Source organism: Photorhabdus sp. P32, assembly GCF_038085095.1.
GTDB classification, from domain to species: domain Bacteria; phylum Pseudomonadota; class Gammaproteobacteria; order Enterobacterales; family Enterobacteriaceae; genus Photorhabdus; species Photorhabdus luminescens.
In genome coordinates, this window is sequence record NZ_JAZGJN010000290.1 from 90,457 (window position 1) to 102,742 (window position 12,286).

General features: G+C 42.3%; 12 protein-coding genes and 3 pseudogenes. 5 read left to right on the forward strand and 10 right to left on the reverse strand.

All coding sequences use genetic code 11. The features are described from left to right. Positions 1-566: 566 nt before the first annotated feature. The 4 genes and pseudogenes from V2H77_RS20440 to cueO all read right to left on the reverse strand — a co-directional run. Positions 567-704, reverse strand: a pseudogene (locus V2H77_RS20440) (ClpX C4-type zinc finger protein); the annotation flags it as partial. A 208-nt stretch (positions 705-912) separates the two neighbouring features. After that, positions 913-1,686 carry a hypothetical protein gene (locus V2H77_RS20445; protein WP_341500281.1) on the reverse strand — a complete coding sequence of 258 codons (774 nt, stop codon included), beginning with the start codon at positions 1,684-1,686 and terminating at the stop codon, positions 913-915. Positions 1,687-1,692: 6 nt separating this feature from the next. Continuing rightward, entirely contained in the window at positions 1,693-1,863 is a 171-nt protein-coding gene (locus V2H77_RS20450; protein WP_341500282.1) for a hypothetical protein, read from the reverse strand. Between the two features lie 337 nt (positions 1,864-2,200). Then, on the reverse strand, positions 2,201-3,745 hold the full coding sequence (gene cueO / locus V2H77_RS20455; protein WP_341500283.1) for a multicopper oxidase CueO: 1,545 nt from the start codon (positions 3,743-3,745) through the stop codon (positions 2,201-2,203). Positions 3,746-3,950: 205 nt separating this feature from the next. Here cueO and V2H77_RS20460 point away from each other — a divergent pair, with 205 nt between their 5' ends. The 4 genes and pseudogenes from V2H77_RS20460 to V2H77_RS20475 all read left to right on the forward strand — a co-directional run bounded on the left by V2H77_RS20460 (position 3,951) and on the right by V2H77_RS20475 (position 6,849). Further along, entirely contained in the window at positions 3,951-4,298 is a 348-nt protein-coding gene (locus V2H77_RS20460; RefSeq protein ID WP_036782614.1) for a YacC family pilotin-like protein, read from the forward strand. A gap of 112 nt (positions 4,299-4,410) precedes the next feature. Further along, positions 4,411-5,274 carry a polyamine aminopropyltransferase gene (speE, locus tag V2H77_RS20465; protein WP_341500284.1) on the forward strand — a complete coding sequence of 288 codons (864 nt, stop codon included), beginning with the start codon at positions 4,411-4,413 and terminating at the stop codon, positions 5,272-5,274. Between the two features lie 28 nt (positions 5,275-5,302). Next, positions 5,303-6,097 carry an adenosylmethionine decarboxylase gene (gene speD, locus V2H77_RS20470; protein ID WP_341500285.1) on the forward strand — a complete coding sequence of 265 codons (795 nt, stop codon included), beginning with the start codon at positions 5,303-5,305 and terminating at the stop codon, positions 6,095-6,097. A gap of 110 nt (positions 6,098-6,207) precedes the next feature. Beyond that, positions 6,208-6,849, forward strand: a pseudogene (locus V2H77_RS20475) (transposase). A gap of 82 nt (positions 6,850-6,931) precedes the next feature. On the opposite strand, the gene V2H77_RS20480 reads toward V2H77_RS20475, so the two are convergent. The 3 genes from V2H77_RS20480 to V2H77_RS20490 all read right to left on the reverse strand — a co-directional run bounded on the left by V2H77_RS20480 (position 6,932) and on the right by V2H77_RS20490 (position 8,237). Next, the gene (locus V2H77_RS20480; protein ID WP_049583292.1) at positions 6,932-7,339 is read right to left on the reverse strand and encodes a type II toxin-antitoxin system HicB family antitoxin; all 408 of its coding nucleotides are present in this window, start codon (positions 7,337-7,339) and stop codon (positions 6,932-6,934) included. Positions 7,340-7,390: 51 nt separating this feature from the next. Further along, entirely contained in the window at positions 7,391-7,573 is a 183-nt protein-coding gene (locus V2H77_RS20485; RefSeq protein ID WP_341500286.1) for a type II toxin-antitoxin system HicA family toxin, read from the reverse strand. 124 nt (positions 7,574-7,697) lie between these two features. After that, positions 7,698-8,237, reverse strand: coding sequence for a cysteine hydrolase family protein (locus V2H77_RS20490; protein WP_341500287.1), 540 nt, complete (start codon positions 8,235-8,237; stop codon positions 7,698-7,700). Positions 8,238-8,494: 257 nt separating this feature from the next. Here V2H77_RS20490 and V2H77_RS20495 point away from each other — a divergent pair. Continuing rightward, positions 8,495-8,889: pseudogene (locus V2H77_RS20495) on the forward strand (type II toxin-antitoxin system HicB family antitoxin). Positions 8,890-9,025: 136 nt separating this feature from the next. Here the strand turns inward: V2H77_RS20495 and V2H77_RS20500 are convergent. Genes V2H77_RS20500 through agaF form a run of 3 tightly spaced genes read right to left on the reverse strand, consistent with a single transcriptional unit; the run spans position 9,026 to position 12,273 of the window. Beyond that, on the reverse strand, positions 9,026-10,930 hold the full coding sequence (locus V2H77_RS20500; RefSeq protein ID WP_341500288.1) for an enterotoxin: 1,905 nt from the start codon (positions 10,928-10,930) through the stop codon (positions 9,026-9,028). A gap of 38 nt (positions 10,931-10,968) precedes the next feature. Continuing rightward, positions 10,969-11,829 carry a tagatose bisphosphate family class II aldolase gene (locus V2H77_RS20505; protein ID WP_341500289.1) on the reverse strand — a complete coding sequence of 287 codons (861 nt, stop codon included), beginning with the start codon at positions 11,827-11,829 and terminating at the stop codon, positions 10,969-10,971. 9 nt (positions 11,830-11,838) lie between these two features. After that, positions 11,839-12,273 (reverse strand): PTS galactosamine/N-acetylgalactosamine transporter subunit IIA, encoded by a 435-nt coding sequence (gene agaF, locus V2H77_RS20510; RefSeq protein ID WP_088371390.1) that lies wholly within the window; start codon positions 12,271-12,273, stop codon positions 11,839-11,841. Between the last annotated feature and the right edge of the window lie 13 nt (positions 12,274-12,286).

The following is a 12,286-nucleotide window of genomic DNA, read 5'->3' on the forward strand; positions in this document are numbered from 1 at the left end:
AAGATCAGTGAAAATCATGATTATTAGTATGTCGATTGATACACCGTTCTTTTGAACGGATAAAATAACACTTAGAAGCATCATTACAAATAAAATTGAAACAGGAAACTTTACGCCCCCTTTCAGTAATGCATAAATTCCGAACAACTACAATCGAATGGTGATTATCAAAAATTCTTCGAAAATATGGGGTATCTCAAACAAAGATTAAAGATGGTTTCTGATGATCACTATGTCTATGGCAACATCTTTAATTTGGGATTAGGTTGTAACAAAACATTAGCGGCAACTCTGTAAAGCTTAGTTTCTTCATCATAAGTTTTATTTATATTTTTCCCACTCACAAAATATAACGTCATCCCATCAGCACAAGGTAGAATTTCTATTAATTTTTTCCTTTTAAGAGTTCTAAGAGCCTTATGTAAATCATCAATGCTTATTTCCAATGTTTCTGCAAGGATTTCATCGGAACAAATAACCGAACTTTCAATAAAACAGCCAGAATTATAGGCCAAAAACGTATACAGTGAGGCTGAGTGAGGATGACTTACTGCTAAAACTTTAAGCTTTTTTTCTTCATCAATGATTCCCTGACTCAAAGCAACACATTCATTGCAGATGTAAACGCTTGGACCAGCAATCAATTTAGCTACTTCATCTTGCTTTTTCCCACAAAAGGAGCAGTACAAACATTTTTCAGTCATGATGCCTCCACCATTCAATAACTCATGACAAACTGAAATACTCCAGGTAGCGCCAGTTGTTACTGCTATTCTTTACTCATAGAAAACGCAAAGTTTCTATATTCTATCTGCCATGTATTGAACAACATTAAAAAAAGAGACTACCAAGTCTATCTTGTTAAATTTCTTCGGACTGATGAACTACAAAACCTATTTGAGATGTTTTACCTCAATTAGATTTATCTTTAATAACTTCCTGGAACTTATCATAGGTTTCAGGATTAAAAAGTGATAAAGACTCTATCTGATCGAGTGGAAGAACATGACGAAATTGATAAACACTCAAAGGCTTTGAAGTCAGTGTAATACCTTCATTCCTGTAATGATCAGCGTAATTATGCTCGACACAAAATGTCAGCGTATCTTTATCTCTATAACCGCTCATAAAAGGAATGATAACGATAGTATCAGTATCTAAATGATGAAATCTCGCTTCATCAACCATTCCAACATAAACTTTTCTCGACTTTAAAGTAATTAACAACAACAGACCACTTTCAATTGACTCCAAAAGAAGTCTTTCAATAGCACTGTTAGATGCGATTTCTTTAAAAACACCATTGCGTTTCTCAGGATTTCTGAAATCTTTCTCAGCTTTATAGGATGCACTGATACTTATCAACACTGTAAAACTTAACACAAGAACAGAAAAAACACTCAACCCCACCAACCGGTGGTTAAACAAATTATAAGCAAAAGTAAAAGGGATATATTTTACACCAAAATATGCTGGGATGTTCAGTAACATCATAACAGCAAAGATTAAACAGCTCAGTGTTAAAGCCAGACAAAAACCTACGATAAGAAAAAAGCCACCTTGTCGCGCTACTTCAAAGTAAGCATTCCAACCGATGGCTTTATTTTGCTTAAATCTAGATGGTAGATGACTATTTGTATAAACATAACCACATACTAAAACAACAATAATCACAGCTGCCCACATTGATGGTTATCCCTCTTTTTTAGTACTCAACCACTTAACGTTTGCAGCGAAAGCCCGTTGAACATCAGGATTACAACGATTCAGAGTAACCGTTCCAGTACGATTAATGATGAATTTTTCATCTTTCTGTTCAGTATCAAAACAAGTTTCTTTATGTGCGCCAACGAGACGTGTCATCACCCTTTCCGGAGAAATAAGAGCACATCCCACCCTCTTGAAAAAATTAGACACTTTTCTCCTCCTTTCATAAGAAAAAACAATCTACTGCACCACAGTGTAGTACCTACAGAATAGCTGTACAACGTTTTGTTGTGCTCATCACTGTTCATTAAGACATCTATCAACATCAGCTTATAATAGAAATCATTACATATAATTCTTATTCGATTATGTACACCATATGAGAATAATTCATTGAATTATAATTCAAAATGACATCGCCATGATTTACAAAGCACGATAAAACCATCTTCAATAAGCCAAATCAGAGTCAATCTTCTGGCAAGATTATAAATTATTTACTAACAGTAAAACCCACCATCATGCCGGTATCTTCATGCTCCAGTAGATGACAATGCGCCATAAATGGATGTTTCGCTCCCGCCGTATGCTTGAACTGAACCAGCACTTCACTCTCCTTACCTTCCACATGAACAATGTCTTTCCAACCACTGCGGTGAGCAGCAGGCTTACGGCCATTTTCACTCAAAATACGAAAGCGGGCGCCGTGGATATGGAACGGATGCAGCATCATATCGCCAACCCCAGAAATCACCCAACGCTCATACTGCCCCTGTTTCACATCAAAAGCAGGTTCCATCATGGAGAAAGCCCGTCCATTAATGGTGTTCGCATGATGGAAATTTAGTTCACCACCATGATGCATATCTCCGTGGTTCATATTCCCATGATCCATTTCCATACCCGCCATAGCACGCTCACCGTAGCGTTGAGACAACATCATCATTCCCTGCATATCCAGACGACTATCCATCGTCAGATGTAAACGACGCCGATTCAAACCGTTAAAAGAAGGCAATGTAGGAAGGGTGGCAAGCTGTTCCGACAGTATTGTGCGGCTAGAAAAAAGCTGAGGTCGAATACGTAAAACCGGCAGTGGCTGCTCAAATGGCGGTAATGTCATCCCTATCTGAACCACAGGCAACGTCACCAGATCGAAAGATTTGCCATCCGAGGCATCTATAACTACCTCAAAACGTTCTCCCGCCAGAATCGGTAACTCATTAACCGCAACCGGTTCTGCTAACAAACCACCATCACTGGCAACAACATACAACTGACGGCCATCACTGGTCGCAATATTGAGGCTACGAGCATTACAACCATTTAGCAAACGCAAACGTAACCAGCCGCGCGGCGCAGTATGTTGGGGCAAAACAACGCCATTGGTCAGCATCATATCGCCAAACCAACCAACAGCAGCGCTCATTACATCCAGTTGATAATCAATCTGACCATCGTTATTCAGGCGTTTATCCTGCAATATCACCGGAATATCATCCACGCCCCATTGATTTGGCAACCCCGTATTAATACTGTTCTCATCTTCAATCAGTACTAATCCACCAAGCCCCATTGCAACCTGATAACCCGTCTTGCCATGCGTATGTGGATGGAACCAACAAGTTGCTTCCGGTTGTTCAGGCGTAAAACTGACCGTCCGACTCCCACCTGGCGCAATCATCGCATGTGGGCCGCCATCAGCTTCCCCAGTAATCTCCAGACCATGCCAGTGAACCGTGGTCTCTTCCGGCAGATAATTACGAATATCAATGGTCACGGGGTTACCTGAAGTCAATTTCAGTGCCGGACCGAGCAAATCACCGTTGTAACCCCAAGTCTTAGTTACCGTTCCTGCTTTAAAACTGGATTTTCCCGCTTTGATTTCAATAGCGATTTTACCTGTCGCATCTGGCTCCAGTTGCGGGGGGATAGGTAGTGTCGGATAAGATTCAGCAAAGGAGAAACGGCTCCATACAGGCAACAAACTGGATACACCCATAATGGCGCTTAATCTGATAAAATCACGTCGTTGCATATTCACTTCCTAGTTAAATCAATCAAAAAATAGACAACAAAAAAACATCTCATAAAGGAAACCTAAGGGCTACCCTTACAGGAAGGTCAAGCGAAGGGAATGTGATTTAAGTCGATCTTTACAGTAATTTTAAAAAATAAATTTTTCCTAACAAATATATTAATATGTTAACGTACTATGACATTGATTGATTATAATAATACAAATGCGAAAATTAGCTCTCTTGACTTACATACTGGTTCTTTTCGGTTTTTCTCACCCCGCAAAAGCGCTGACAGAAAATGAAGCTGAAGATCTGGCCGATCTGACAGCGGTGTTTATCTACCTGAAATATGACTGTGGTTACAGCCAAATTCCTGACCGGGAAATTAAACGAGCCATTATTTATTTCGCTCAACGCAATAAGTGGGATTTAACTAATTACAACAGCCAATTGATGGACAAACTCAACGAAGAAAGCTACCAAGATCTAAAAGGAATTTACCTGTCCAATGCGATAAAGTGTCATGCTCTCGCCAGAGATTCGCTGAGTTTATTCGCCTACGTTAAATAGTCCTTTTCCTCATACCCCCAAAGGGGTAAATTTCACCGTGCAACTATGAGAATTGTTGGTTATTATGTGCACCCAATTTTCATGACTGTCACAGTGGAGGAAAAGCCGGGATATGTCACAAAAAGAAATTTGGTACGAAACCCTGCACGCCAACTTTGGTCAGTATTTTTCCGTTGATAAAGTGCTTTATCGCGATAAAACTGAGCATCAAGATCTGATCATCTTTGAAAACGCGGCATTAGGCCGCATTATGGCGCTGGATGGCACAGTACAAACGACTGAACGTGATGAATTTATCTACCACGAAATGATGGCTCATGTTCCTTTGTTCGCCCACGGGGACGCCAAACGAGTACTGATTATCGGCGGTGGTGATGGTGGTATGTTACGTGAAGTCTGCCGTCATCAATATCTTGAAAACATCACTATGGTTGAAATCGATGCTGGGGTAGTTGAATTCTGCCGTCAGTATCTGCCTAACCATAATGCCGGTGCTTATGATGATCCACGCTTTAATCTGATCATTGACGATGGCGTTAACTTCGTGAATACCACCGATCAGAAATTCGATGTCATTATCTCTGATTGCACAGATCCGATCGGTCCCGGTGAAGGATTATTTACATCTGAATTCTATCAAGGTTGCCAACGCTGCCTGAATGAAAATGGCATCTTTGTCGCCCAGAATGGTGTCTGTTTCCTGCAACAGGACGAAGCCGTCACCAGCCATAAAAAATTGAGCAACTATTTTGCTGACAGCAGTTTCTATCAAGCGGCTATTCCAACCTATTATGGCGGAATTATGACCTTTGCCTGGGCAAGCCAAAACCCGGCGCCACGCCATGTGGATCTGGCAACATTGCAACAACGCTTTGACAACGCAGGTTTTACCTGCCGTTACTACAATCCAGCAGTTCATGCAGGTAGCTTTGCTCTACCACAATATCTGCTGGATGCACTATCTGAGAACCCATAGTCACCCATTAGCCAGGAGGTGAAATAAATTGCACAAGCTGAAATTGCACGGCTTTAATAACCTGACAAAAAGCCTGAGTTTTTGTATTTACGATATCTGTTATGCAAAAAGCCGAGCTGATCGGGATAGTTATATCGCTTATATTGACGAACAATATAACGCTAACCGTTTAACGGAAATTCTTAGCGAAACGTGTTCGATCATTGGTGCAAATATTTTGAATATCGCCCGTCAGGACTATGAGCCGCAAGGGGCAAGCGTTACCATACTCGTCAGCGAAGAGCCGATGGACCCAAAAGATGTAGACAATACTGAAAATCCAGGTCCATTACCCGATTCCGTCGTTGCTCATTTGGATAAGAGCCATATCTGCGTTCACACTTATCCAGAAAGCCATCCGGGCGGCGGTATATGCACTTTCCGGGCTGATATTGAAGTATCAACCTGCGGTGTTATTTCACCTCTCAAAGCGCTGAACTATCTGATCCACGAATTAGAATCAGATATTGTCACGATGGATTATCGTGTCCGCGGTTTCACCAGAGACGTGAACGGCGTGAAGCACTATATTGATCATGAAATCAGTTCTATTCAGAATTATATGACAGAAGAAGTGCAATCGCAGTATTACATGATGGATGTTAATATTTATCAGGAAAATCTATTTCATACAAAAATGATGCTAAAAAGATTTGACCTGAATGATTACCTATTTAATGCCACACCAGAACAACTTAGTGAAACTGAAAAACAGGAAATTACCCATCTGTTGAAAAAAGAGATACAAGAAATCTATTATGGACGTAATTTACCCGCTGTTTAACTTTCACTAACTTATTATTTAACCTGAGGTTTGCTTAAGAAGGGGACTAAGCGCCTGAGGCACGATCAGAGTTTTTGCTAGATAAAACAAAATCGTGGAGATCCTCAGGCATGTCTCATTTAGAAGAACTTTACTGCGGCGTCGATGACTTTTGTCAAAAATTTATTCCTCTCTGGCATCAATAGTTAATTGAAAATGGCTTGCTCAAGCGTCGCCGCGACGCTTCCCTTTCTCTCAGTGAAGTGATGACGATACTCATTTTATTCCACATGAGCCATTATCGTGATTTTAAAACGTTTTATATTCAGTATGTTAAACTCTATCTTAAGACCGATTTTCCCAAATTGGTCAGCGACACCCGGATGTTAACCTTGAAGCAAAGGGCGCTCATTCCCCTCTAGTGCTTTTCTTTCGTCACGCAAGGCTGAAACCCAGCGAGGGAAAACAAGTACAGGCGGTTTTATGGCTTTAAACTTCATCTGATTATCAATGATTGTGGTGAACTTTTGGCGGTTAAGTTGACCTCAGGAAATAAAGATGATCGTCATCCAGTCAAAGCACTGGCACAAGGGTTAACAGAGTGTTTGTATGGCGAAGGGTATTTGTCACGGGCCTTGGCGCATTCAAGACACCGCAGTCAGCTCGGTTTTTTATTGGAAATCGTCGCTGGCTTAATTGCTTATACATTCCAACCTAAAAAACCGAGCTTGAATTTACGGGATTGTGATATAGCTATTTTTAAACGAAACTGAGGTTAGTCATGTCACTTTGGTATTCTTAAAAGAAAAAACCCGCTGTTAGCGGGCTTTTCATGGTTTTGATAGAGGGATTATCTTACGAGTGTTTCGACAGCTCACGCCGAGCCAATTCAGCCAAGAATCCGCTGCGGCTATGATACTCACGATGTGAGTTCACATATTCATCAATTCTACCCAACAAAAGTTGGGGCATAGTAATGTTTAGCTTGATGGCTTTTCCATCGTATTTAGTTAAATCCACGTCAACATAAGCCCAACTGCCGCCGGTGCAATCTTCATTGCTTAGATGGTCGGCAACAGTTCTGGCTTGTACTGGAGCCTCACCCTTTTCGCTCATGTATTCAAAATAAGTATCTAATGCGTTTTGAGCATCGCTAATAGCGTCGTCAATGGTATCGCCAGCAAAGTAACATCCGATCACGTCTGGCACAAAACCGGAAAACGATCCGTCGTCAGCCTGATGTAAATAAATAGGATATCTCATGCTTACACCTTCTCTTTGATTAAAGAGCGGCCTTTCAACCGCTTAATTAAGTTATTTCAGTCCTGCTTGTTTAAGTATTTTATTGAGCGTCCCGACCGCCAAATCTTTGCGCGGATGCGGAATTACTATCGGGCTGGATTCCCCTGATTTCTCGAAAACATGATGCGAACCATTGGCTCGCACAAAATTCCAGCCAACTGCTTTGATTTGCTTTATTAGTTCATCGCTAGACATTATTCCTCTCTTTAATCAAAACCAAGAGAATGATAGCACCGCTCATACCCACCATCAACACCAATACCCATGATGGGTATAAGAAATATTGTTCGGGTAGCCGACTATAACCCATTATTCCAATTTACATGACTAATGCAGTGCTCATTATAATTTCAGCACCGTAAATGGTTTTAAGGTAATCCAGAGCAGCTTGCTGATCGATGCCGGGAAAAACACACACAGCATCTGACAAAACTTTGATTTGATAACCGCGTATAAACGCACCATAAGCCGTATGTCTGACACAACAATGAGTATGTTGGCCGGTTAACACAACTTCCGTCACACCATATGCTTGCAAAACTTCTTCCAGATCGGTTCCATCGAAAGCCCCATAAAACCGCTTGGGCAAAACAATCTCACGTTCTGCTCCAATAGGCGCCAATGGTTCAATGACATTAGCACCTGGCGTTCCAGCCATTGCATGCCTGCCCCAAATACTCATTTCCCGATCACCGGCTCGGTGAGCATCATTAGCATAAACCACCAACCAATCCGGTTGACGCCGGGCATGATCAATCAGCCGTTTAATTACCGGTACGATCTTCATCGCATCCGCCTCATTGGCGAGTGCTCCTGTGACAAAATCGTTCAACATATCAATTACAATCAATGCTTTCATTAACTTTGCCCTTTAAATGGATTCTTAAAAAAACAATTGCTGTGACTTGCTTCCATCACTCAATTACAGACAATTCTGACAAGATTTTATTATGATTTATATTAGCTCATGAAACTGGACTAGTTAGCTTTTTAGCTATTCCGTTGGCTAATAACAACATCGGTATTCTCTAATCTTGACGCATAATATTGTAGGGTTACTATAATCCCATCAAGACAAAATAAGAGAGCTGGAGAATCCACTTCTCGGAGGTGTAAATGTTATATCCAGTTGCGATTGATAAAGGCCATTCATCCTTCGGCGTCCGTGTCCCTGATATCCCGGGTTGCTTTTCTGGAGGGGATAATTTTACAGACGCACTAGAAAGCGTCCGCGAAGCCATTGAAGCGCATATCGAGTTGCTGATCGATGATAATGAAGCAGTACCAGAAGCGACAAGCGTAGAAAACTACCTCGCCGACCCTGAATATATAGGAGCAATATGGGCATTAATTGATGTGGATATTACTCAGTTAATGGGAAAATCAACGTAATTCTTCCATCATTACTGATCCGCCGTATTGATCAATTCGTCACAAGCCACCCAGAATACAAGAGTCGCTCTGGCTTTCTATCACACATAGCGGCAGAAAAAATTATTGGCAAAATCTAAATTTAATTCATCTGAAATATTAATTTATTGACAATATGCTGATTTTTTTCCAATAAAACACCATCACAATAATGTCCCAAAATAATCACTGCCCCGAATAAAGTCATTTATTCAGGGCAGTTTAATAACACGGTAATTATTTCGATGGGGTCAAAGAAAAGGTCAACGTCTCGAACGGCTGAAGGGTAATCAGCGCTGTTTTATTGACAAACTTCGGCACCGAGCTATTCTCACCATAGTCTATCTTAACGTCATATACCGAAGGTTGATTATCAGGCAATTCAAGATCGCTTTGCAGATCCAGATAATATTGTTTCACTTCATCAGATGGATTGCGCAAAGTAATAATCGACTTTTTCGGACTCCAGGCTCCCCAACCGTACACCGCCAGATCGGTGGGATCTTTACCAATCCAATGGGTATCAAACAGCACATCTTTATTTTCCTCTGACCATTTCGCCGCGTTTGCCAGCGTATCCCAATCCTCGGTGGTCAACAATTCAGGCGTAATATACATTTCCTGTAACTGCGTGCCGCTGCCAAAATAGCTCCAAACCTGATCAGCAAAATCTTTAGGTGACTGTTTATCCAGATGCTTAGCCTGTTTAGCATAAACAATGCCATGCAGCATCAACGAATTCAGTGGGAACAACGGCCCCTTTGTTACGACATTACGATAAGTTTCCGCATCACGATAGGTAAGCCACTGCTGCACTTTGGAACCTGTACCGTAAAACTCCACATCATAGCCGCCACGCCAAATAGAATCGGCGAAAAATAGCCAGGAAGGCGTGGCTTTAGTGCCTGTGGTCAAGTTGATAAACAGTTCATTTCCTGTGCTGCGCATATCTTCAATAAGATGGATAGCGGCATCAAAATCACTGGTGAATGAACTCCCTTTAATCACCCGATCAGCATTGCCGGTGCCATCCAGCTTAAACATGGATACATTTTGTTGTTGAATCAGGTTGAGTACCCGTTTATGGAAATTGGCGTAGTAATTAGGGCCTGAAAGCGCAAATCGGCCATCTATCACTTCATAGCCAAACTCCTCCGCATGGGAAACACGTTGCTCACCAGGTTTACCATAACCGCCCCAAGGAGAAAGCCAAATACCTAAACGAGCACGATATTGATCTGCCGCCTGTTTAAGATTTTTGAATTCATGGGGAAATGCTTCGCTAAAACCCCAGTCTCCTTTAAGGTTATCCCAACCATCATCAAACAGATAGCCACCCAACTTCACACCGCGCTTAGTCACCAACTCCTGTCCAAACTGATTGATACGGGTCAACGACTCTTGTTCAGTATAAGGAGTGAAGAAACCAATATCGTACCAAGAGTTGTAATGTAGGTAAGGACTATATTCACGTGGACGCGCATTGTTCAAAAACTCATTGACGTTGCGCCGCAATTGCCCTTTTTGATAAACACCAATATACGTCTTATAACTTAGCGTTTTTCCCGGTTCTAACGGGATAGAGAGTGCAATTTTTTGCGAAGAGTTCCCTTTATAAGCCTCAGTGGTAATCAATGGATTACCGGGAACAATAAAGAAGCTATCGCTGATAATCGGTGAACTGACGATAGACCCGTGAACAAAAGCGGTTTTAGTGTGAAAGGGTATCAACGAGACGGAGCTGAGCTCCAACGCATTTTTCTGCGGTGTAATGGTGATTTCAAACGAGCCGTACTTATCTTTACCCTCCACAGTAATTATATTTTTTACCTGAATGTCGCCATGTTTCAGGGAGACAACAATACGATTGTGCTTTTTGCTGATATCAGTAATTTGAAAATCTTTAGCCGTGAGCTTCTCTCCTGATTTCAACGTGATTTCAAACAGATTGTCAGTAATGATTTGATCGTGGTTTTTTGGATTTTCAAATTTCAGTTGCGTCACTTTACCGTGTTCGTCGCTAACAGTTACGTGGTAATTGTTGCCGTCCAACAACCAGCTATCTGCCCAGACTGGAGCACTACACAACACGGAACTCGCTAATAAACTCAACGTGATTTTATTTAACGTTCTTATTTTCACAGCAGTTTCCTTATAGTCAGAATGAAAAAACAGAACCTTCACGAATACAGCTTGCCTGCACTGCCACAAATCCGGATCTTTTCTTCTACTACTGCCTGCATAGCCTGTTTTCCCGGCGCGATATATTTACGTGGATCATTCGCATCTGGATGCTGGATGAAGTAACGCTTTACCGCATCAGCAAAAGCAATTTTCAAATCGGTCGCCACATTGACTTTACATACGCCAAGACCAATCGCCTGCTGGATCATCACTTCAGGAATACCCGATGCCCCATGCAGCACCAACGGAATATCCACCTGTTCACAGATTGCCGCTAACCGATCAAAATCCAGATGCGGTTCACCATGATACAAACCATGCGCAGAACCAATCGCTACCGCCAGAGAATCAATACCGGTACGAGCAACAAAGGCTTTTGCTGCCAGCGGATCGGTAAAAAAACTATCGGCGCTGGAAACCTGCAAATCATCTTCCAGCCCGCCTAGCCGCCCCAATTCCGCCTCAACGCTAACATCGTAACGATGGCAAAATCGTACCACCTCAGCTACCTTACGAATATTCTCTTCAAAGGGTAAATGCGAGCCATCAATCATTACCGAACGCACACCTGCGGTCACTTTATGGCTGATATCCACCAGTTCCTCATGATGATCGAGATGCAACGCCAGCGGCAAATTGTGACGGCGAGCGGCATCCTGACAGATTGACACCAGATAATCAGTCCCCGCATAACTGAAAGTACTTGGCGTACCTGCCAGAATAACCGGTGATGCCAGACGTGCAGCAGTTTCCGCTACCACCTGGACAGTTTCCAGATTATGGACGTTAAAAGCAGGAACCGCATAGCCTTCACGCAGGGCCTTTTTCAACATTTGACGACTAGAAATCAGGTACATATAAACTCCTTAAATGCCATCCAGATTCGGGCTGTCATACCTGCGTTTCTGCTGTTCATGCCACAGGCTGGTTAATCCTCGCCGTCCACATTCCAGCGCCATATCACGAAATGTTTCCAAGGTTATATCTTCACGATCCAGCATCATCTCTACCGCCAATTGCATATTAGTCCCGGTGATAACTTCATAACATGGATTAGCTATTGCCAGTTGCGCCGCCTGCCGGAATGGTGACCCACCTAGTAAGTCACTGAGAATAATGACCCCCTCGCCACTATCACAGGCGGCGCAAGCCGCCTCCAGCAACACCAATAATTGTTGCGTACTGATTCCCTCAGGAAAATCGACAGCGCAGCACTGAGGTTGTCGTCCAACGACTTGTTCCACTGCCTGCAACAACCCACTGGCGAAATGCCCATGACCGGTGATTACAATACCTAACATTCCCTCTCCTCAG